The organism is Thalassospira marina (assembly GCF_002844375.1).
GTDB classification, from domain to species: Bacteria; Pseudomonadota; Alphaproteobacteria; order Rhodospirillales; family Thalassospiraceae; genus Thalassospira; species Thalassospira marina.
This window is the reverse complement of sequence record NZ_CP024199.1, coordinates 1,963,611-1,981,624: the sequence shown is the minus strand read 5'-3', so window position 1 is coordinate 1,981,624 and position 18,014 is coordinate 1,963,611. Positions and strand designations below refer to the sequence as shown.

The 18,014-nt window shown below is 53.0% G+C and carries 20 protein-coding genes; 12 read left to right on the top strand and 8 right to left on the bottom strand.

Annotation, left to right across the window (positions count from 1 at the left end; translation table 11 throughout):
- Positions 1–24 precede the first annotated feature (24 nt).
- Positions 25–1,524: a right-handed parallel beta-helix repeat-containing protein gene (locus tag CSC3H3_RS09025; RefSeq protein ID WP_245881349.1), complete on the bottom strand. Its 1,500-nt coding sequence runs from the start codon at positions 1,522–1,524 to the stop codon at positions 25–27.
- A 255-nt stretch (positions 1,525–1,779) separates the two neighbouring features.
- Between CSC3H3_RS09025 and CSC3H3_RS09020 the strand changes: the two genes are divergently transcribed.
- From CSC3H3_RS09020 to CSC3H3_RS08995, 6 genes are all read left to right on the top strand, one after another.
- Positions 1,780–2,580 (top strand): DUF4198 domain-containing protein, encoded by an 801-nt coding sequence (locus tag CSC3H3_RS09020; protein WP_245881348.1) that lies wholly within the window; start codon positions 1,780–1,782, stop codon positions 2,578–2,580.
- Positions 2,581–2,871: 291 nt separating this feature from the next.
- Positions 2,872–3,495 (top strand): cobalt transporter CbiM, encoded by a 624-nt coding sequence (cbiM, locus tag CSC3H3_RS09015; protein WP_101265870.1) that lies wholly within the window; start codon positions 2,872–2,874, stop codon positions 3,493–3,495.
- Positions 3,482–4,249, top strand: coding sequence for a hypothetical protein (locus CSC3H3_RS09010; RefSeq protein ID WP_157831871.1), 768 nt, complete (start codon positions 3,482–3,484; stop codon positions 4,247–4,249). Before cbiM ends, CSC3H3_RS09010 begins: the two co-directional genes overlap by 14 nt.
- The gene (gene cbiQ, locus CSC3H3_RS09005; RefSeq protein WP_157831870.1) at positions 4,246–5,028 is read left to right on the top strand and encodes a cobalt ECF transporter T component CbiQ; all 783 of its coding nucleotides are present in this window, start codon (positions 4,246–4,248) and stop codon (positions 5,026–5,028) included. Before CSC3H3_RS09010 ends, cbiQ begins: the two co-directional genes overlap by 4 nt.
- Entirely contained in the window at positions 5,010–5,678 is a 669-nt protein-coding gene (locus tag CSC3H3_RS09000; RefSeq protein WP_101284620.1) for an energy-coupling factor ABC transporter ATP-binding protein, read from the top strand. The genes cbiQ and CSC3H3_RS09000 overlap by 19 nt, the downstream gene beginning before the upstream one ends.
- A 27-nt stretch (positions 5,679–5,705) precedes the next feature.
- Positions 5,706–6,248: a DUF924 family protein gene (locus tag CSC3H3_RS08995; protein WP_101284619.1), complete on the top strand. Its 543-nt coding sequence runs from the start codon at positions 5,706–5,708 to the stop codon at positions 6,246–6,248.
- Between the two features lie 62 nt (positions 6,249–6,310).
- Here the strand turns inward: CSC3H3_RS08995 and CSC3H3_RS08990 are convergent, their stop codons facing one another.
- Together CSC3H3_RS08990 and yaaA are read right to left on the bottom strand one after the other, a co-directional pair.
- Positions 6,311–7,375, bottom strand: coding sequence for a glycosyl transferase family protein (locus CSC3H3_RS08990; protein WP_101284618.1), 1,065 nt, complete (start codon positions 7,373–7,375; stop codon positions 6,311–6,313).
- A gap of 48 nt (positions 7,376–7,423) precedes the next feature.
- A complete protein-coding gene (gene yaaA / locus CSC3H3_RS08985) occupies positions 7,424–8,197 on the bottom strand; it encodes a peroxide stress protein YaaA (RefSeq protein WP_101284617.1) in 774 nt (257 codons plus the stop codon).
- A gap of 154 nt (positions 8,198–8,351) precedes the next feature.
- Here yaaA and CSC3H3_RS08980 point away from each other — a divergent pair, with 154 nt between their 5' ends.
- Positions 8,352–8,672 (top strand): peptidylprolyl isomerase, encoded by a 321-nt coding sequence (locus CSC3H3_RS08980; RefSeq protein ID WP_101265882.1) that lies wholly within the window; start codon positions 8,352–8,354, stop codon positions 8,670–8,672.
- 56 nt (positions 8,673–8,728) lie between these two features.
- Here the strand turns inward: CSC3H3_RS08980 and CSC3H3_RS08975 are convergent, their stop codons facing one another.
- The 3 genes from CSC3H3_RS08975 to CSC3H3_RS08965 all read right to left on the bottom strand — a co-directional run bounded on the left by CSC3H3_RS08975 (position 8,729) and on the right by CSC3H3_RS08965 (position 10,523).
- The gene (locus CSC3H3_RS08975; protein WP_101284616.1) at positions 8,729–9,082 is read right to left on the bottom strand and encodes a DUF1491 family protein; all 354 of its coding nucleotides are present in this window, start codon (positions 9,080–9,082) and stop codon (positions 8,729–8,731) included.
- A gap of 15 nt (positions 9,083–9,097) precedes the next feature.
- The gene (locus tag CSC3H3_RS08970) at positions 9,098–9,898 is read right to left on the bottom strand and encodes a peptidoglycan DD-metalloendopeptidase family protein (protein WP_101286171.1); all 801 of its coding nucleotides are present in this window, start codon (positions 9,896–9,898) and stop codon (positions 9,098–9,100) included.
- A 136-nt stretch (positions 9,899–10,034) separates the two neighbouring features.
- Complete coding sequence (locus CSC3H3_RS08965) at positions 10,035–10,523, bottom strand: hypothetical protein (protein WP_101265888.1); 489 nt, start codon at positions 10,521–10,523, stop codon at positions 10,035–10,037.
- Between the two features lie 209 nt (positions 10,524–10,732).
- Here CSC3H3_RS08965 and CSC3H3_RS08960 point away from each other — a divergent pair, with 209 nt between their 5' ends.
- On the top strand, positions 10,733–11,410 hold the full coding sequence (locus CSC3H3_RS08960) for a DUF599 domain-containing protein (protein WP_101265891.1): 678 nt from the start codon (positions 10,733–10,735) through the stop codon (positions 11,408–11,410).
- Between the two features lie 35 nt (positions 11,411–11,445).
- On the opposite strand, the gene CSC3H3_RS08955 is transcribed toward CSC3H3_RS08960, so the two are convergent.
- On the bottom strand, positions 11,446–12,642 hold the full coding sequence (locus CSC3H3_RS08955) for an MFS transporter (protein WP_101284615.1): 1,197 nt from the start codon (positions 12,640–12,642) through the stop codon (positions 11,446–11,448).
- A gap of 356 nt (positions 12,643–12,998) precedes the next feature.
- Here CSC3H3_RS08955 and thrS point away from each other — a divergent pair, with 356 nt between their 5' ends.
- Positions 12,999–14,930, top strand: coding sequence for a threonine--tRNA ligase (gene thrS, locus CSC3H3_RS08950; RefSeq protein ID WP_101265896.1), 1,932 nt, complete (start codon positions 12,999–13,001; stop codon positions 14,928–14,930).
- A 217-nt stretch (positions 14,931–15,147) separates the two neighbouring features.
- Positions 15,148–15,624, top strand: coding sequence for a tetratricopeptide repeat protein (locus tag CSC3H3_RS08945; RefSeq protein WP_101265898.1), 477 nt, complete (start codon positions 15,148–15,150; stop codon positions 15,622–15,624).
- A 122-nt stretch (positions 15,625–15,746) separates the two neighbouring features.
- On the opposite strand, the gene CSC3H3_RS24775 is transcribed toward CSC3H3_RS08945, so the two are convergent.
- On the bottom strand, positions 15,747–15,938 hold the full coding sequence (locus CSC3H3_RS24775; protein WP_101284614.1) for a hypothetical protein: 192 nt from the start codon (positions 15,936–15,938) through the stop codon (positions 15,747–15,749).
- 55 nt (positions 15,939–15,993) lie between these two features.
- Between CSC3H3_RS24775 and CSC3H3_RS08935 the strand changes: the two genes are divergently transcribed.
- Both CSC3H3_RS08935 and CSC3H3_RS08930 read left to right on the top strand, forming a co-directional pair.
- Complete coding sequence (locus CSC3H3_RS08935; RefSeq protein WP_101265902.1) at positions 15,994–16,380, top strand: hypothetical protein; 387 nt, start codon at positions 15,994–15,996, stop codon at positions 16,378–16,380.
- A gap of 228 nt (positions 16,381–16,608) precedes the next feature.
- The gene (locus CSC3H3_RS08930; RefSeq protein ID WP_157831869.1) at positions 16,609–17,961 is read left to right on the top strand and encodes an SPOR domain-containing protein; all 1,353 of its coding nucleotides are present in this window, start codon (positions 16,609–16,611) and stop codon (positions 17,959–17,961) included.
- Positions 17,962–18,014: the final 53 nt, after the last annotated feature.

Sequence of the window (18,014 nt, the reverse complement as noted above, 5' to 3'; positions counted from 1 at the left end):
CCTTTCACGCCCGATCAGCACATATCAATCATCGGTTTGCTGGCATTGCTGCAAATAATCCATATCCACCGGGCGATAACGCGGCCCCGTAAACATGCCGTTGCCATCCAGCGCCCCGGGCATAAGGCCATTTTCCGAATGCCAAACCGTGCCATCGGGCATTTGCACCGCCAGCGGCTGATCATAAGGCACAGCCTTGCCCGGTAATAACGCCAGATCCCCGCATATCCCGGCGCGGAAAATGGGCCCATTAACCGGCAACCCACCCAAATAAACACCGGGGTAATTATCAAACACTGACGGAAAAGTCGGATGGTTACACAGATCACCGTCAAACGAGACATTCTCCTGAGACGAAAGCTCCAGGTCTTCACCCAAAAACGGTTGACCGGGCGTCATAAGCCCCGGGGGCAAATGCGCACTATCGGCGTAACCAATGGCATTACGGCGGTGGCGCCACTGGCTGGTTGTACCATTTTTCACATATTGCTGGCGCAGATAGAAACTGTTGTGAAAGGTTTCGAAAGGCAGGCTTGGCAATGCATCCGGGTCTTTGCCAAATTTGAAAACCGCGCCACCATTATTTTCATCCCCTTCGGGGCCTGGGCGGGAATCAAACCAGCCAAGATTACCAAAATAATACCAGAAGCCGCCTTTGACCCCGTCCTGTGAAAACCATTTATGGCAGTTATAAAGCTGGTTATAGGTCACCCACCAATTCACCGCGACGGTTTCAGGCTCCACCGGGTTATCACGCACAAAAGAAAACCGGTTTTGCGTGATCACAACATTGCAGTTGAAGTCACCTAACGGCGCATCAGCATATTCATCTGACATATCCAGGCGAATGGCATTGTAACAGTGGCGAATATTATTGGCGCGAATAACAATATCGCCCTTGATATTGTTGCTGCCGAAAAAAGCCCCGTTCAAATAACGGTATGGTGCCTTCTCACCGGGTACCAGTTCGCCATCATGGACCATCGCCCAGTTGATGTACCGCCACAGGCTGTCATCCTGTACCCAATCGCATCGCACCACCGATATATGATGGCAACTTGGTCCATCGGCGTAAAAGGCATAGGTTCCACCTTCAATTTCCATATCCTTGAAAATCAGATGGTGGCTGTTTTCCATATAAACCGCACTGGGCCAGCTTCGCTCGATCCGGATATTGTCCAGCCGGATATGACAGCGATTGATCATGCGAAAGGCAGCATAGCGTAACGGCCCCGGACTGGTGGCCGATACTTCGGGATCAGGCGGGCGACGGCCATCAATAATCGCCCCATGTTCACCACGAATGATAATGGGCTCGGCCGGGGTGCCATCGCGTGGCAGGTCAATTGCCTCGGGCAGAAAATAGTTTCCCGGCAACAGGCGGATCAAATCACCGGGCCTGCTATCGGCGATGGCATCGCGCAAGGTCATCGTATTGCGCCATTCACTGTCAACCCAATGCCGCCCACCATCGGGCGTCACATAAACCATTCGCAGCATCGCATCCCCCGTTTTGCGTTTCATCGATGAAAAAGCCAGATCGAATCATAGCATTACCGGCACACGGATAAACCGTGAAACATGCAATACATACACTTTTTTAGCGAAGATGGTAAACGGACCAAACACTGCCAGCGTGCCATCAATCACACAGATCACTTTAAATTCATACATATTATTATTTTTTATGAAAAATGTGATTTCAATGGCTTGACGATTATTCCTAATAAAACTAGCGTTCGACCTGACCAGTTTGGGATCATCAGAAAAGGATTGAAGATGCGTAACTTCAAGACAGGAAATGTCGTGGCCATGTGTGCCGGTCTGGCATTTTCACCCCTGTTTGCAGCTACAGCACAGGCGCACTTTCAGCAATTGATCCCGTCGACAAATGTTGTCGATCAGACGACCGGGAAAGATGTGCATTTCGATATGGTTTTCACCCATCCCACCGATATGGGGCCAACCATGGAAATGGCCAAACCGGTTCAATTCGGCATGCAGGTAGATGGTAAAAAGACCGATTTCACCGATCATTTGGTTCGCCATGATATCGATGGCAAACAGGCCTATCAGGCCGATGTCACCCTGCCCCGACCGGCAGGATATACCTTTTACCTTGAACCGCAGCCTTATTATGAACCTGCCGAAGGTAAATATATCGTCCAATATACCAAAACCGTAATCGACGCCTTTGGCGATGGCAGCAACTGGGACCAGATGGTGGGCTTCCCAGTCGAGATCGAACCACTATCCCGCCCCTATGGGCTTTGGGCCGGCAACAGCTTTTCCGGGGTGGTAAAACACAATGGTAAACCGGTGCCCTTTGCCGAAATAGAAGTCGAATTCAAAAATGATGGCAGTGTCACCCTGCCCAATGGCAGCTTTTCAACCCAGGTCATCAAGGCCGATGCAAATGGCACATTTTCCTACACCACACCCTGGGCTGGCTGGTGGGTTTTTGCAGCCCTGATCGAAGATGGCACGCTGCCCACCCCTGATGGCAAAGAAAATGTCCCTGTCGAACGCGGTGGTGTTTTGTGGATCAAAACGGAAAACCCGGCAAAATCGTCAAATTAAGCTGATCCACCAGCAATCACAGCCGTATAAATTTCGCACTGCGAAAGCAGCGGATAATTCGTTCGAAAACAGATGGTTACGGCGCCATATTGCGTCATAACTTTTCCTGAAAAATATGAAAATCAGTGTTGTGATGCTTGACTTTTCGGGGCTTCAATCGCTACGCTGATTTTCATTCCGGGAAATTCAAATCTGGCATTTCGTGTGGCTTGCGCCATATGCGTGCATTTTTAATCGCCCGGCGACACGCTTGCTGCCTGCCCTAACGGCCAACCCCAAAAGGACAATAAAATGCATATTGTTGATGGTGTCTTATCGACAGAGGTGGTTGTGAGCGGGGCTGTTATTGCGGTGGGCGGCATTGCCTATGGCCTGCGCAGCATCACCATTGAAAACATGCCGCGAACAGCATTGTTAAGCGCTGTTTTCTTTGTCGCATCCCTTATTCACGTGCCCATCGGCCCAACCAGCATCCATCTGATCATGAATGGATTGCTTGGCCTTATATTGGGCTGGGCCGCCTTCCCGGCCGTGTTTATCGCCTTATTGTTACAGGCAGTGTTTTTCGGGTTTGGCGGAATTACGGTTTTGGGCGTCAATACCGTCAATATGGCGCTGCCGGCTGTTTTGGTCGGCTTGGCATTCAGCCCACTTCTGGCGCGGATGGACGGGCGGTTTATGGCGATTGCGGCCTTTCTCGCGGGGGCAAGCTCCATCATGCTGAGTGCGGTGATGGTTGGTGCCTCCCTGGCGTTAAGCGGGCAGGAATTTATCGCAACGGCCAAACTGGTTTTCATCAACAACATGCCAATCATGGTTGTTGAAGGCTTCCTGACAGCTGCCGCCTTCTCGCTCATCAAAAAAGTTCGCCCGGCTATGCTGCTTTCAGGCGGTAATGCCCGTGCCACCGCATAATTGCAAATCCATGGTCCCTGTTTCGTCCCCCGTATTTCCTACCGCGGCATCACGGTCCAACCGCTGGTGCCACACCAGCCGCCAGTTTTGTGTACCTTTAATTGCCATGCTGCTGCTGGCATTGGCACCGTTGCCGGTATGGGCGCACAGCTTCCATGTGTTTGCACTGGGCGATGGCGATGTGATCGAGGGTTATGCCTATTTTGGCGGGGGCGCACGCCCGCATGAAGCGGCCCTTTCCGTGGAAGACAGCACAGGCAAAACCCTGTTTACCGGCAAAACCAATAATGAGGGCGAATTTCGCCTGAAAATCGACCATCTGGATGATTACACCATCCGCACCAACACTGGCGATGGCCATGCTGCGTCCTACGTCGTGAAGGCAAGCGAGCTATCGGATAACCTGCCAAAAGCATCCGCCAAAAGCCCCGCGACCGTATCGGCCTTGCCCGCCGGGGAAGATAGCGACATTGACAGCACAGCCTTCATGTCTTCATTCAATCAGCCTGCCACGACACAGGGCACAGCAACATCAGGTGACACCCAGCGCATCACCATCACACCCAAGCAACTGTCAGACCTTGTCAGCCATGCAGTGGCAAAACAGGTAAATCCGCTGCGCGAACAGATTGTCGCCTATGAGAACAAGGTGCGCTTTTCCGATATTATTGGGGGCCTTGGCATAATCATTGGCATATTTGGCACCATCGCATGGTGGCAGGCCAGAAGCCGCGTATCGACCAAGTCAGAATGAACAAACATTCGGTTCTGACACCTGCCAGCACATCGCATTCCATCGGCTTTATCGGCACCATTGACCCACGCGTTAAAATCGCCGTAACGATCCTTCTGGCGATTACATTGGTATCCTTTGCCAGTTGGCAGCCCATGGTGGCATCCATTGCCATCACGGCGTTAATCATTGCCAGTTCCTCGCCAGACTGGCGCAAAACCCTGCGGCGCATCCTGGCGATGGACGGGTTTATTCTGGTAACGCTTGTCCTGCTGCCATTTACATTTCCTGGTGATGTTATGTTCACGCTGTGGGGATTTGATGCATCCTGGCAGGGGCTTTATCGCGCCACCATGATTGCGTTAAAGGCCAATGCGGTGATGTGTGGCATCATCGCCTTTCTCGGCAATCTTAGCAGTACGGAACTTGGGCGCGGTATGACCGGGCTTTATCTGCCAACAAAGCTGACGACGCTGATGATGTTTACAGTGCGCTATATCGACGTGCTTCATCATGAATATTTGCGTCTGCGCCAATCCATGCGCGCTCGTGCCTTTCGCCTGAAAACCAACCGGCATAGCTGGAAAATGACAGGGTATCTGGTGGGGATGTTGCTGGTGCGGGCCCATGAGCGATCCGAACGGATTTTATGGGCAATGAAATGTCGGGGCTTTCACGGCCATTATCATTTTGCTCACCTGCCCCACCCAACGCGCCGCGATGCTGCCTTTGTACTGGCGATCCTGTTCTTTCTGGCCGCCCTTATCACGCTGGAGGTTTTATGCCCGCCCCTGATTTAATTGCCTTGCGTGATATCTGCTTTTCGTTTGATGGCAGCAAACGCGTACTTGATAACGCAAATTTCACGTTGCAGCCGGGCGAGCGTGTGGCACTGACCGGGCCTAATGGTGCGGGCAAAACAACCCTGTTTCATATCATGATGGGGTTGCGCAAAGTCGATAGTGGCACCGTAAACATCCTGGACAATACCTGCAAAAGCGAACAGGACTTTGCCGCCATTCGCGGCCGTGTGGGTTTGCTGTTTCAGGATTCCGATGACCAGCTTTTTTGCCCCACCGTGATCGAAGACGTCGCCTTTGGCCCGCTTAACCTGGGCGCAACAGATGCCGATGCCCTTGCCATTTCGCATAAAACCCTGGCGGACCTTGGCCTTGACGGGTTTGAAAACCGGATCACGCATCATCTGTCGGGTGGGGAAAAACGCCTGGTGGCGCTTGCCACCGTTCTGGCAATGAAACCCGAAATCCTGTTGCTTGATGAACCGACAACCGGGCTGGACAATGCGGTTGAAACCCGCCTCACCGCCATTTTGCAAAGCCTGCCCCAAGCCATGGTGATTATTTCACATAACCATGCCTTCCTTAAGCAGGTTGCAACCCGCACTGTCAGCCAGCAAAATGGCAAACTTGTTTCTGATACGCCCCGATAACCATAAATCCCGACAGGACGCATCACAATGAACCCGGACGAAATTTTACATTTCTGGTTTAAGGAACTGACCCGCAAGCAGTGGTTTGAAAAAGATACGGCCCTTGATCGCCATATCGGCGAACGGTTTGCCGATTATCATGCTGCGGCTGGCAAGGGTGAACTGTTTGGCTGGCGGAAAACGCCCAAGGGCCGTTTGGCCGAAATCATCATTCTTGACCAGTTTTCCCGCAATATCTATCGCGACCAGCCGGGATCATTTGCCAGCGACCCGATGGCGCTGGTCCTTGCGCAGGAAGCCGTCAGCATCAAAGCGGACCAGGCACTGGGCGATGCGACCGAACGGCTGTTTTTATACATGCCCTATATGCATTCGGAATCCGAACTTGTTCACGAAGTCGCGCTGACCCTGTTTGACCAGCCCGGCCTTGAAGAAAATCTTGATTTTGAAAAACGCCACAAACAAATCATCGACCGTTTTGGTCGCTATCCGCACCGCAATGCCATTCTTGGCCGCACTTCAAGCGACGATGAACTGGCATTCCTGAAACAGCCCGGTTCATCCTTCTGATAAAAAAGGCAGGGATTTCATCGCCCCTGCCTTTTGCATATCGATATGGTATTTGCCAAACCCTAGCGTAAACGCTTGATCTTGCGGTTGGTCCACCAGCCTTCAACAAGGCTTTCGGCCTCGTCGATATAATCAGCCCGCCCGGCAAGATAGGCCGCCATGGCAGCACTTCCCTTGATTTTGGCAATGGCATCGGCATCGTCAATTTCGCCACGCCAAACGCCCAGGAAATGTTCGATCTTGGCCGGGGGCACATCGTCCTCGGGTTTTTCGGTGCGCGCCAGGCTGGCAGGCCAGCGAAGGTCGCTTAGAACCCCGTTATCAAGCAACCGCAGATCAACATGCTTATAGGGTGTGCGCTCCGCCTCGCCGCCACCGCCCTTGATCACGCCGATGCGGGGCAAATGCAGCAATTTGCCGGTTTCACGATGCACATCCAGAAACGCCGGATGAAACACCCCAAGAAAGGCCGCCTTGGCCTGCAGGGGGTTTAACAGCCGCAAGAGCGTGTTAACCGGGCTACGCAGGCCCAGAAGCGGCCGAAGACCGATCAGTTCCTGCAATTTCGGATGAATGTGGCGCAACGGCAGATAGGCGATACCATGAATGGAGATATCGGCCCGTGCTTCTTCGGCGGACATCGCAATCGGAAGCTTCAGCGCCTTGAAGGCTGCCTCGGTGCCAATCCCCTTTACCAGATGCGAATTATAGCCATGCATCAGAACCGGGATCTTGTTTTGCGCCAGCAACAATGCCGACAGAACAAACCACGGCAAACCACGCGTACGCCCCGCCGCATAGGACGGCCAGTCCAGCATCGGATGGCTTGCCTCGGGGATGTCGCTTTCATCGGGTTCAAGCCGGGCAATTTCGCGCACGGCTTCAATCATGCCAGCAAGTTCTTCCGGCGTTTCACCGCGATAACGCAGCATCAGCAAAAAGGCGCCAAGCTGAATGGGATCGACCTCGTCACGCAGAACCATGGAAAAGGCCGTAAAGGCCTCGTCCCGGGTTAAACTGCGCGAACGGCCCGGCCCGCGAAAGAACTGCCGCAAATACCCCGAAAACGGATGTGATTCTGGCAGGTGATTTTCATCGTCGGGCTGCTCTAGATGATCATCGCTCATCTGGTCGCTCACTTTAATGGTGAAAAAATCGAGAACACGGGCACTACATTATTCGTGCGTGCGCGTAAAGACCCAGTCATTCCCATCGGTCAGGTCATCGCGGTAAATGTAACCGTCCATATCAAACGATTTAAGGTCTTCCGGCTTTTCCAACCGGTTCTGAATCATGTATCGCGCCATCATGCCACGGGCACGCTTGGCTGAAAAGCCAATCACCTTGGCCGTGTTGCCTTTTACTTCCTTAAAGACCGGGGTAATCACCGGGCCTTCGATCAATTTGGTTTTCACCGCCTTGAAATATTCATGCGAGGCCAGGTTAACCAGGGTTCTGTCGGCATGATCACGGGTAATATCGTTCAAATGACGGGCAATTTTTTCGCCCCAGAACTCATACAGGTTTTTACCGCGCGGGTTTTCCAGCCGGGTTCCCATTTCCAGGCGATAGGCCTGCATCAGGTCACGCGGGCGCAGCGCACCATAAAGCCCCGAAAGCATACGGAAATGGTTTTCCGCCCACTCCAGATCGTCCTGGGTCAGGTTATCGGCATCGAGTCCGACATAGGTATCGCCCCGGAAAGCATAAACCGCCGGTTTGGCATTATCGGCGGTAAAGGGGGTTTTGAAATGGGCGAAACGCTGTACGTTCAGTTCAGCCAGATCTTCACTAATGCCCATCAAATTCATCAGGTCGCGGCGGGTCTTTTTTCGCGCAACACCAATCAGTTCGACAGCATCATCAAGAAATGCCGGCTGGCTGACTGGCATATTCGGTGCCGGTGTTTCAAAGTCCAGTTTCTTTGCCGGGGAAACAACAGCAAGCATTTGTGAGCCTCTTCTCTTTCATCGCAGGTCATTTTGTCGTAACAAGCCACAAGGCTTATGGGAAAGTGCCACGCATGGCAATTCCCATAATTTTGAAATTTTGCAGATTTCCGGCCTTTTGCAACTGCATAGGGCCGGGTCGAAAGGAAATATCATGAGTGAACAAGTTCGCGCTTCGCACATCCTGCTGATGTATGCCGGTTCCGCACGCTCCACCGCATCGCGCAGCAAAGACGAAGCCCTGACCCAGATCCAGGACCTGAAAACCCAGATCGACAATGGCGCTGATTTCGCAGAAATCGCCCAGGCCAATTCTGATTGTCCGTCGGGCCGTCAGGGCGGCGACCTTGGCTTCTTTGGTCGTGGCATGATGGTTCCGGAATTCGACCAGGCTGCATTTAACATGGAAGTCGGCACTGTGTCCGACGTTGTTGAAACCGATTTCGGTTATCACATCCTGCAGCGTACCGCCTGATTTGGCATTACGCTAAAAATTAAAGGCCTGCAATAATTTGCGGGCCTTTTTTTATGTCAAAACTCAACAATTGGGGCATCAAGTTCGTATTGCGCCTTATGATCTTCGACCTCAAGCACCCAGACATCACGGTCAAAGGAAACCTGCCTTCGGCAGTAATCATCGCACTGCATTTCGGTTTCCCGGTCGCCCAAGGCCGCACCGGCAACCTGCATCCAGCCCAATTCACCTTCCATCGTTGTGACACGGGAATAAACAAAACAGCCCCCCGCAAACCGGTTTAATTTCAGCAAAACGGCACCGGCATCCTCATTGCCCTTATGCACCACCATGGCGGTGATGCCATTGGCCTGACAAATGCCGATTTGCCCGCGCACCCATAAACCGGCCTTCAAACGTGGCTGTGTCATCCCGTCCCCCTTGCCTTACTGCCCTGCCCGGCTGGCCGTGACATTTTCGGGCATTTGCAAAATCAGGTTGGCATTGGGGCAAATCGCTGCCCATACATCCCATTGCGAGGGCTTCGCTGCCCCATAATAATCACCCTGTTTCCCCAGCAGATCACAAATAAGCTGGAAATGCAGATGCGGTATCCAGTCGCCATTTACCGGGTAATCGCCAAACCGGCAAAGCTCCTCGCCCTTTGCGAAGGCCTTGCCAACATGAATCCCCTCAAGCGATTCACGGCTAAGGTGGCCGTATAATGTCCAAAACCGGATGCCGGGTTCAGGGTTATGTTCCATGATGATGGTGGGGCCGTAATCCAGCGGCAGGTTGTTATCGGCAAAACTGTGCACAACGCCATCAAGCGGCATATAAACCGGTGTTCCCGCCGCAAGAAACAGGTCGATCCCCAAATGCTGGCTGCGGGCTTCGCCGCCGGTTTTAAATTGCGGCGACTGATAACAGATGCGGTCTTCGCGGTAACGGCCTACGCCTACCGGTGCGTCCTCTTGTGCCATTTGCGCAAACATGATGTCGGTCTGGCGGGCCGGGTCGCTTGTGCCGCCCAAAACAACGTCGCCATCGCGGCTAAAATCATAAACGATTTTGCGGCATGTTTTTAAATCATGCGACAGAACCGATGCAAAACCACCTGCATGTGCGTCAATCCACTGCAATAGTGGTGCGGCTTCCGGCATGGGGTCTTCGCCACGCGCATGGCGGCCAAGGTAAGTTTCAAGGCGTTTTTCACCCTGTGCCAAATCATCTGTCGTCTCAGTCATAACCGGGCTTTCCTGGCTCACCGTGATGCTCCGCAAAAAACAAAAGGCAGCATTCAAACAATGCTGCCTTTGTGCCTAGCCAATTTATGACGCAGTGGCAAGCAACAGCGTTGCTTTGCCATTTAACGTCAGGCTGTTACCAGTTGGTAACTTCATATTCGCACGACACGTCATCATCATCCGTATCGGTCAGAGCCACGGTCAGGCGGCGCATCTGCGGGTTAAAGCGTTTGATAAAGTTCAACAGCAGCAGGGATTCTTCGCTCAGTTCGCCGGCATCTTCATCATCGTCATCAAGCTCGCAAAGTTCGACCAGCTCCAGAAACAGGGCTGCCAAGGCACGTTTGACATCTTCGCCGCCTTTAAGGCCACCGGTCAATTCACCCAGCGGCTTCAGGTCAACATCAAGCTGGCGCAGGGTTTTGCTCATCTGGTCGATATCATCTTCGTCCAGAACCATTTCAGCGGCGATCATGTGGGTGCCGACTTCGTTGATATTCATATAACCAACAAATTCAAACACATCATCCCGGCTGCGACCTTCTTCGATCAGCGTTTCGGTATGTGCTTCAAATTCGGCCAGTTCGAGGTCTTCTTCGCCAAGGTCGTTATCAAGGTCGCTCATGGGGTATTAGCTCCGTTAAATTTGCGCCGCTGATACTCTTTCTCGGGCCAGAAAACAACCCGTCGGCGATGATTTTCAGCAATTCTTCATCTGCCATCACGCGGGCCAATATAAACCGCATACCCACAATCTGCGAGGATAAACACCAAAGCCAACCGCCCCATTCAATGATATGATCCCCCACCATAAGAAGGGGAAGAAAAACATAAATGGTAACAACAACATTGCATGATGCGCTCGCACTTGCCTGGGCGCTGTGCTGGTGGGCAGGCTATACATTTTACGCCGATAGCAGCGCGCGCCGTCGCAAAAGCATTTCCGCCCTTATGGCACGCAATCGCCATCGCTGGATGGAACAGATGCTCAAGCGCAATCTGCGGATGATTGACACATCCATCGCTGGCAACCTGATCACGGCTATCAGCTTCTTTTCATCAACAACCATCCTGGTGCTGGTCGGCCTTGGTGCGCTGCTGGGCTACAGCAAGGAAGGATTGGAACTGATTTCCGCCCTGCCCTATGCGGCAGCATCCACACCTTTGCTTTGGAATTGCAAGGTCGTGTTTTTGATGCTGATCTTTGTTTATGCCTTTTTCAAATTCACCTGGGCATTCCGGCTGTCAAATTACTGTTCAATCCTGATTGGCGCCGCCCCGGAAGCCAACCACGAAAAAGGCGCGAACATTGCGGCCCAGGCTGCCCGCATGAGCATGATGTCCGCCCATAATTTCAATCGCGGCATTCGCGCCTATTTCTTTGCCCTGTCCGCCCTGGCCTGGTTTTATCACCCCTATGCCTTCATGCTCGGTGCAAGCTGGGTGATTGTGGTGCTCTATAACCGTGAATTTCGCTCCCATGCGCTCGAAATTCTGTCGGGCAAGCATTAAGCGTTTTAAAACGCATCAAAACGGTACAAGAATGATCAGATGGTTTTGCGTGCAAGGTTCCGTTTATAAACCGCATAAATCGCTACAATCAGCATCACCAGCCCGACCGGCAACCCAGCCGACATCAGCAGAACCGACCATCCTGCCCCGGCATAAATCGACCCGGCAGAAAGGGATGCAACAGCAACGGTGCCAAACACGGCAAATTCGTTAATCGCCTGGATACGTGCCTGTTCTGCCGGGCGATAATTTTCCGTCAAAAGCGTGGTCGCGCCCACAAACATGAAATTCCAGCCAATGCCCAGCAACACCAGGGCGGGCCAGAAATTCGCCAGCAGGTCAACGCCGGCCAGCCCGAACAACAGACAGCCCAGCGTAATCACCGCCCCGATCTGGATAATGGCAAGCGAACCAAACCGGCGGATCAAACTGCCGGTAAAAAAGCCCGGCGCATACATCCCGACCACATGCCACTGAATAATAAAAGCAGCATCACCAAAGGCATAATTGCAATCAAGAATGGCAAGCGGCGTTGCTGTCATTACAAAGCTCATGACGGCGTAACCAAGGGCGGCCCCCACAATGGCAACCAGCACGCCTGGCACCCGGAATATCTCGCCTAACGGACGGGCGGGTTCGTCATGGACCTTTTTGTGGGTTTCGGGCAAGCGCAATTGCGAAATCGCCAGCAAAAGCAACAATTGCAGGCCAAACAGCGCACAAAATGTGCCAAGAAACGGCACTGTATCAAACCAGTTGCGCGCAAAGCTTGCCAGGTTCGGCCCGATAAACGCCGCCAGCACCCCGCCCAGCATGGTAAATGAAATGGCGCGGGATCGAAATTCGGCCGGGGCTGCCTCGGCTGCGGCAAAGCGGTATTGCATGGCAATGGCATTGGCCGAGCCGATAAAGGCGCCAGCCGCGCACATCAGCCAGAAATTACCCCAGTAAACGGCACCCATGCCCGAAATGGCACCACACATGCCAATGAAACAGCCAACAGCAAAGCCAATGCGCCGCCCGTAACGTTTCATCATGAAGGCTGCGGGTGCGGTTGTAACCAGCATTGCAATCATGGTTGCCGATACCGGCAGTGTCGACAGGGATTTATCGGGGGCCAGTGAATAGCCAATAACAGCGGCCACAGTAAAAAGAAGTGACATCGCACTTGCCGAAAGGGCAACACACAGACTGAGAACAATAACGTTACGTCTGACTTCGGGGCTGGGCATGGTGACGATTTCCTGATGGGCGTGGTGGCGCCTGATGATTATTATTCAGATAATTGGGCCGATATCAGCCAGTTCCGGCTTGCCCGCCGGCAATAGCCTGTTATATTTGAGCAGCAACAAACGGGAAAGCATCAATGAACGGCGCAGCCGACAAAAAATTGATGAAGACAGAATTTACTGCACGCCAGAATGGCAGTGCAGCGTTTTTTGCTGCCTTTGAAGTCGCTTTTTTAAAAGAGCGAACTTGACCCCATCCCAAAATTCGTTTTCTTGTGCAGACTTCCCGTTATAACAACGGGTATAAGGTGTGCGCCTTGATTATTTCGCCCGCATGAAAAAGCAGAGTTGAGCAGAACATGATTGCCCTTACGCTTCCGGACGGCGCCGTACGTGAATTTGACGGTCCTGTTTCGGGTTTCGATGTTGCCAAAAGCATCAGCAGTTCACTGGCAAAGAAATCCTTTGCCATTATCGTTAACGGTGAAGTCCGCGATCTTGGCCGCGAGATCGATACTGATGCAACCATCGAGATCGTAACCAAAGGGCATGAAGAAGTATTGCCGCTGATCCGCCACGATTGCGCGCATGTCATGGCCGAAGCCGTGCAGGAACTGTATCCTGACACGCAGGTCACGATCGGCCCGTCCATCGAAAACGGCTTTTATTACGATTTTGCCCGTAAAACGCCTTTCACGCCCGACGATCTGGTCAAGATCGAAAAGCGGATGAAAGAAATCGTTGATCGTAATGAAAAGATCGAACGTGAAGTCTGGGATCGTAACGAAGCGATCAAGTTCTTCCTTGATAAGGGCGAAGACTACAAAGCCGAGATCATTCGTGACCTTCCGGAAACGGAAACGATCACCTGCTATCGCCAGGGCAACTTTATCGACCTTTGCCGCGGGCCGCATGCGCCCTCCACGGGTAAAATTGGCAAGGCCTTCAAACTTATGAAGGTTGCCGGTGCCTATTGGCGCGGTAATTCCGATAACGAAATGCTGCAGCGTATTTACGGCACCTGCTGGGAAACGCAGGAACAGCTTGATGCCTATCTTCATATGCTTGAAGAAGCCGAAAAACGCGACCATCGCCGCCTTGGCCGCGAAATGGACCTGTTCCACATGCAGGAAGAAGCCCAGGGGTCGGTTTTCTGGCATGACAAAGGCTGGAAGCTGTATCGCAAGGTTGAAAACTATATCCGTGATCGCCTTGGCAATGCCGGCTATCAGGAAGTTCGCACGCCGCAGCTGGTGGACCGCGTTCTTTGGGAAAAATCCGGTCACTGGGAAAAGTTCCGTGAAAACATGTTCACGACTGCCCCGGATACGGATGAAAAGGTTCTTGCCCTTAAGCCGATGAACTGCCCGTGCCACGTGCAGATTTTCCGTATGGGCAGCAAGTCCTATCGTGACCTGCCGCTGCGTATGGCCGAATTTGGCTGCTGCCACCGTAATGAACCGTCTGGCGGTTTGCACGGTATCATGCGTGTGCGCCAGTTCATTCAGGATGACGCGCATATTTTCTGTACCGAAGACCAGATCGTTTCCGAAACCAAGATTTTCTGTGACCTTCTGAAATCGGTTTACAAGGATTTCGGCTTTACCGATATCGTCGTCAAATTCTCTGACCGCCCGGAAGTCCGTGCCGGTTCTGACGAAATCTGGGACAAAGCCGAAAGCGCACTGCGTGAAGCATCCGAAGCTGCTGGCCTGAAACTGGAAATCAATCCGGGTGAAGGGGCGTTTTACGGTCCGAAGCTTGAATTCGTTCTGCGTGATGCCATCGGCCGTGACTGGCAGTGTGGCACGCTTCAGGCGGACTTTGTGCTGCCCGAACGTCTTGATGCGACCTATATGGGTGAAGACGGCGAAAAATACCGCCCTGTCATGCTTCACCGCGCCATTTTGGGTTCACTCGAACGCTTTATCGGCATTCTGATCGAAAACTATGCGGGCCGCCTGCCGCTTTGGCTGTCGCCGGTTCACGCCGTCATTTGCACCATCACCAACGAGGCAGACGATTACGCCCGTGAAGTGAAAGAAGCACTGGCGGCCAAGGGCCTGAATGTCGAGCTTGATCTGCGCAATGAAAAGATCAGCTACAAGGTGCGTGAACACAGCCATGCCAAGATCCCGCTGATCCTGGCGCTGGGTAAACGCGAAGCGGAAGAAAAAACCGCTTCGGTTCGTCGCCTTGGCTTCAAACATCAGAAAACCGTGGCGATCGCCGATCTGGCAGAAGATATGGTTCGTGAAATTCAGGACCGCGTGATCGAAGCCGATTTCTAAGGTTTCTGACCGTTCGAACAAACGATACCAGGGCCCGCAGGCACATGCTTGCGGGCCTTTTTCATGCCTTTTCACAGGCTGGTCACACATTAGTTACAAGAACCGGCTGACCTGTGAGATACTGGTTTGCGTAGTATGGATATAATAGGCGCGTAATGCACAAACACGGCATTGCCCCCGCCCTAACGCCCTACCCCATGGAAAGCACGAGCTTCAGATGAACAAACAAACATTTGTCCAGTTTGCCCGCATCGCAACCGTCGCCGGTGCGGTTTGCCTTTATAGCTCTAGCGGCTTTGCTGCTGGCTTTTTCAGCAGCTCCAGTGACGACACCCCGACGGACCTGCCAAAAGTCGTTAAAATGATTGATGCTGGCAAATATTCAGATGCGATCGACAGCCTGAAAAAAATGAACAAAGCCGATCCGGAAAATGCCGACGTGCTGAATTATCTTGCCTATAGCCAGCGTAAATCGGGCGATATGAAATCAGCAGAAGCCAACTATGAAAAAGCCCTTGAAATCAACCCGGACCATCGCGGGGCGCTTGAATACCAGGGCGAACTTTATATCCAGACTGGCCGCGTTGACATGGCAAAGGAAAACCTTGCCCGTCTGAAAGAAGTTTGCGGTACGGACTGCGAACAATATAAAGACCTTAGCAACGCGCTGGATGGCAAATCTTCAAGCTGGTAACACCGGCCCCCGACAACACCCATCATCCAAAAGCCCTTCCCGGTCTGATCGGTGAAGGGTTTTTGCTGCCTGGGGAATCGTGCTCGTTACGGCCCGGCGCCAGGATCGCTAACACATAAAATTCACAGTTCGATTTTCTCGCCCGTCTCATCTTGTTTCGAGGCATCGCCTAACAATATAGAGAGCAAATCCGAACCAAACTTTAAGGAAAACAGCGCCAATCCGGCAACGTGCCCAGGCTTTTGCAATGCATCGATACAGCAGTTATTTTCTTGCCGCAACGCAACAAAATAGCCGTACGTATAGATATACATTCTCGGAAGACTAGGGCATCCTGAAACCCGTACCCATTGCTTTTAGTGAGTCTCAATGTCAGGCAATCTGCTACGCAAAACATATACCGTGATGGTAACCCGCACAACCGGCGCCCAGATGGAACTGGAAACAGCATCCGAATATGCGGCCGCAATGGAAAGTGCGAAGAAGGCACTCGACAATACCAACAATGTCGAAGCCCGCGTAGTGGAAAACAAATATGACGATGCCACCCGTAAAGAAAAAAAGCAGGTCGTCAAAATTCTGAACCGGGACAATCTGGCAAGCGCGACAAGCGGCCCTGCCCGCCACGGAAATGGCCCGATGGTCATTCCACCGGAAATTGTCTCGCGCGCGACAAAATCGGTCATCAATATCGCGCTGGCGCTTACCGTTTTGATTTTGCTGGGCGGTATCGCTTTTCAGCTTATCAACCGCTAGTCACCCTGCGTACGAAAATAGCAAAACTGCGCCTTGACAGTTCCCCGTCCTAAGACATGATAAGTGCAATAAAACGATTGCATACACAGCCGGGGAATGTGGGGAACGATGGCGAAAATCAGCTTTCCAATCAGGAATCTCAAATTTCGCCAGGCACAGCGCCTGCTTATGGCCACGGTGCCGGCAAGCCTTCTGCTTGCGGGTTGCGCGACAGACAACCAGAAAACCATGAACGAACGGCCAGATGTGATGGCCGGTATCGAAACCCAGCCGACCACCTTTGATGATTTCAGCATTGCCCAGCAAATGGCCGCATGCTCGCTGTTTCTGGAAAATTCGGCTGCGCGCGGGATTTACCTGTCTTCTGCGCGCGCAGCACCGACTGCAACAAGCACCAAAGACGTCGCAATCAGCTCCAGCCCTGAAGATGACCTGAAACAGGCCATTGAACTTGAACTGGGCGGCTATCATGCCGAAGCCCGCAAGCTTTATCTTTGGCTGACAGCAGCCAACCCCAACAGCACCTTTACCATGCCATGTGGCAATGGCGTGAACCTCTCAAGCAAGATTGTCCGCCTTGCCCAACAACGTCTGGCCGCAATGGATGTATCCAACCCGGAACTGGCGAAATCTGACGAGATTGATGAAAAGGTCGAAATGGCAAAGGTCGCCCCCGGGCCAACCATGCCAAACCCGCCCAAGGTCAAACGCAATACCGACTTTTACCTGACGGCCGGGCCGGTGGATGTGATGCCCGAGGATGACAATCCTCCGGCCCCGCCCTTTGCGATCGAGGTAAGCCCGAATACCGAAACGCTTGCCCGCGTAACGCCGCCAAAGGAACCTGTCAGCATTACCAGCGAAAAGGCAGTTGGCATTAGCGACATCACCACCAGCCAGCCGCCGAAAAAATCACCGGCAGCTGAAATACTGGAACTGACCGGTGGTGTTGGGGCGGCCAGTGTGCGAAATGCAGGCCTGCAACCCAACAGCACACCCACTGAAGATGGCAATTTGCAATCAATGCCCGCAGCCCCGACCGTGGCAGAGACGGAGCCAATGCCAGCCCCTGCCCCGGTCCCCGATGACATGGTGCCAGGTGCGGACGAAGCCAAACCCGCAGCAATGAAACCGGCCAAGGCTGAAACGGCAACGGCAACGGCAACGGCACAGGATATGGCCCCCGCCAAACCTGCAACAGACGATAAACCGCTAAAACCGGCCCAGCCGGAAATGACCACAACAGCCGAACGCCAGGGCCCACCAGCGCCCGAAGCCGTCGCCCCCGTCAAAACCACGGGTAACGCCATAGCAAAAGCAGGCCAACCCTATTATGCCCTGCAGCTTGCGGCGTATCGCAGCCGGGAAATGGCCGAAGCAAGCTGGGTGAAGCTTCAAAAGAAATCAGGCGGGTTGCTTGACGGAATCGATCATGAAGTGCGCACCTTGGCCATCAAGGGCAAGGGTCTGTATTTCCGCCTGATGACCGGTCATTTCGCCGATAAGGCCGTTGCCGCACAGGTCTGCCAGGGCTTTAAAGAAAACAGCCTGGATTGCATTGTGCGCTATATCGAACCCTGATCACGGCACAACTGCCGGGTCTGATGTTTCAAATAACGCCTCCGTCGCTAACC

Coding starts and splice junctions, on each gene's coding strand:
- CSC3H3_RS09025 (WP_245881349.1), bottom strand. CDS start 1,524: ATGAAACGCAAAACGGGGGATGCGATGCTGCGAATGGTTTATGTGACG.
- CSC3H3_RS09020 (WP_245881348.1), top strand. CDS start 1,780: ATGCGTAACTTCAAGACAGGAAATGTCGTGGCCATGTGTGCCGGTCTG.
- cbiM (WP_101265870.1), top strand. CDS start 2,872: ATGCATATTGTTGATGGTGTCTTATCGACAGAGGTGGTTGTGAGCGGG.
- cbiQ (WP_157831870.1), top strand. CDS start 4,246: ATGAACAAACATTCGGTTCTGACACCTGCCAGCACATCGCATTCCATC.
- CSC3H3_RS09000 (WP_101284620.1), top strand. CDS start 5,010: ATGCCCGCCCCTGATTTAATTGCCTTGCGTGATATCTGCTTTTCGTTT.
- CSC3H3_RS08995 (WP_101284619.1), top strand. CDS start 5,706: ATGAACCCGGACGAAATTTTACATTTCTGGTTTAAGGAACTGACCCGC.
- CSC3H3_RS08990 (WP_101284618.1), bottom strand. CDS start 7,375: ATGAGCGATGATCATCTAGAGCAGCCCGACGATGAAAATCACCTGCCA.
- yaaA (WP_101284617.1), bottom strand. CDS start 8,197: ATGCTTGCTGTTGTTTCCCCGGCAAAGAAACTGGACTTTGAAACACCG.
- CSC3H3_RS08980 (WP_101265882.1), top strand. CDS start 8,352: ATGAGTGAACAAGTTCGCGCTTCGCACATCCTGCTGATGTATGCCGGT.
- CSC3H3_RS08975 (WP_101284616.1), bottom strand. CDS start 9,082: ATGACACAGCCACGTTTGAAGGCCGGTTTATGGGTGCGCGGGCAAATC.
- CSC3H3_RS08970 (WP_101286171.1), bottom strand. CDS start 9,898: ATGACTGAGACGACAGATGATTTGGCACAGGGTGAAAAACGCCTTGAA.
- CSC3H3_RS08965 (WP_101265888.1), bottom strand. CDS start 10,523: ATGAGCGACCTTGATAACGACCTTGGCGAAGAAGACCTCGAACTGGCC.
- CSC3H3_RS08960 (WP_101265891.1), top strand. CDS start 10,733: ATGGTAACAACAACATTGCATGATGCGCTCGCACTTGCCTGGGCGCTG.
- CSC3H3_RS08955 (WP_101284615.1), bottom strand. CDS start 12,642: ATGCCCAGCCCCGAAGTCAGACGTAACGTTATTGTTCTCAGTCTGTGT.
- thrS (WP_101265896.1), top strand. CDS start 12,999: ATGATTGCCCTTACGCTTCCGGACGGCGCCGTACGTGAATTTGACGGT.
- CSC3H3_RS08945 (WP_101265898.1), top strand. CDS start 15,148: ATGAACAAACAAACATTTGTCCAGTTTGCCCGCATCGCAACCGTCGCC.
- CSC3H3_RS24775 (WP_101284614.1), bottom strand. CDS start 15,938: ATGTATATCTATACGTACGGCTATTTTGTTGCGTTGCGGCAAGAAAAT.
- CSC3H3_RS08935 (WP_101265902.1), top strand. CDS start 15,994: ATGTCAGGCAATCTGCTACGCAAAACATATACCGTGATGGTAACCCGC.
- CSC3H3_RS08930 (WP_157831869.1), top strand. CDS start 16,609: ATGAACGAACGGCCAGATGTGATGGCCGGTATCGAAACCCAGCCGACC.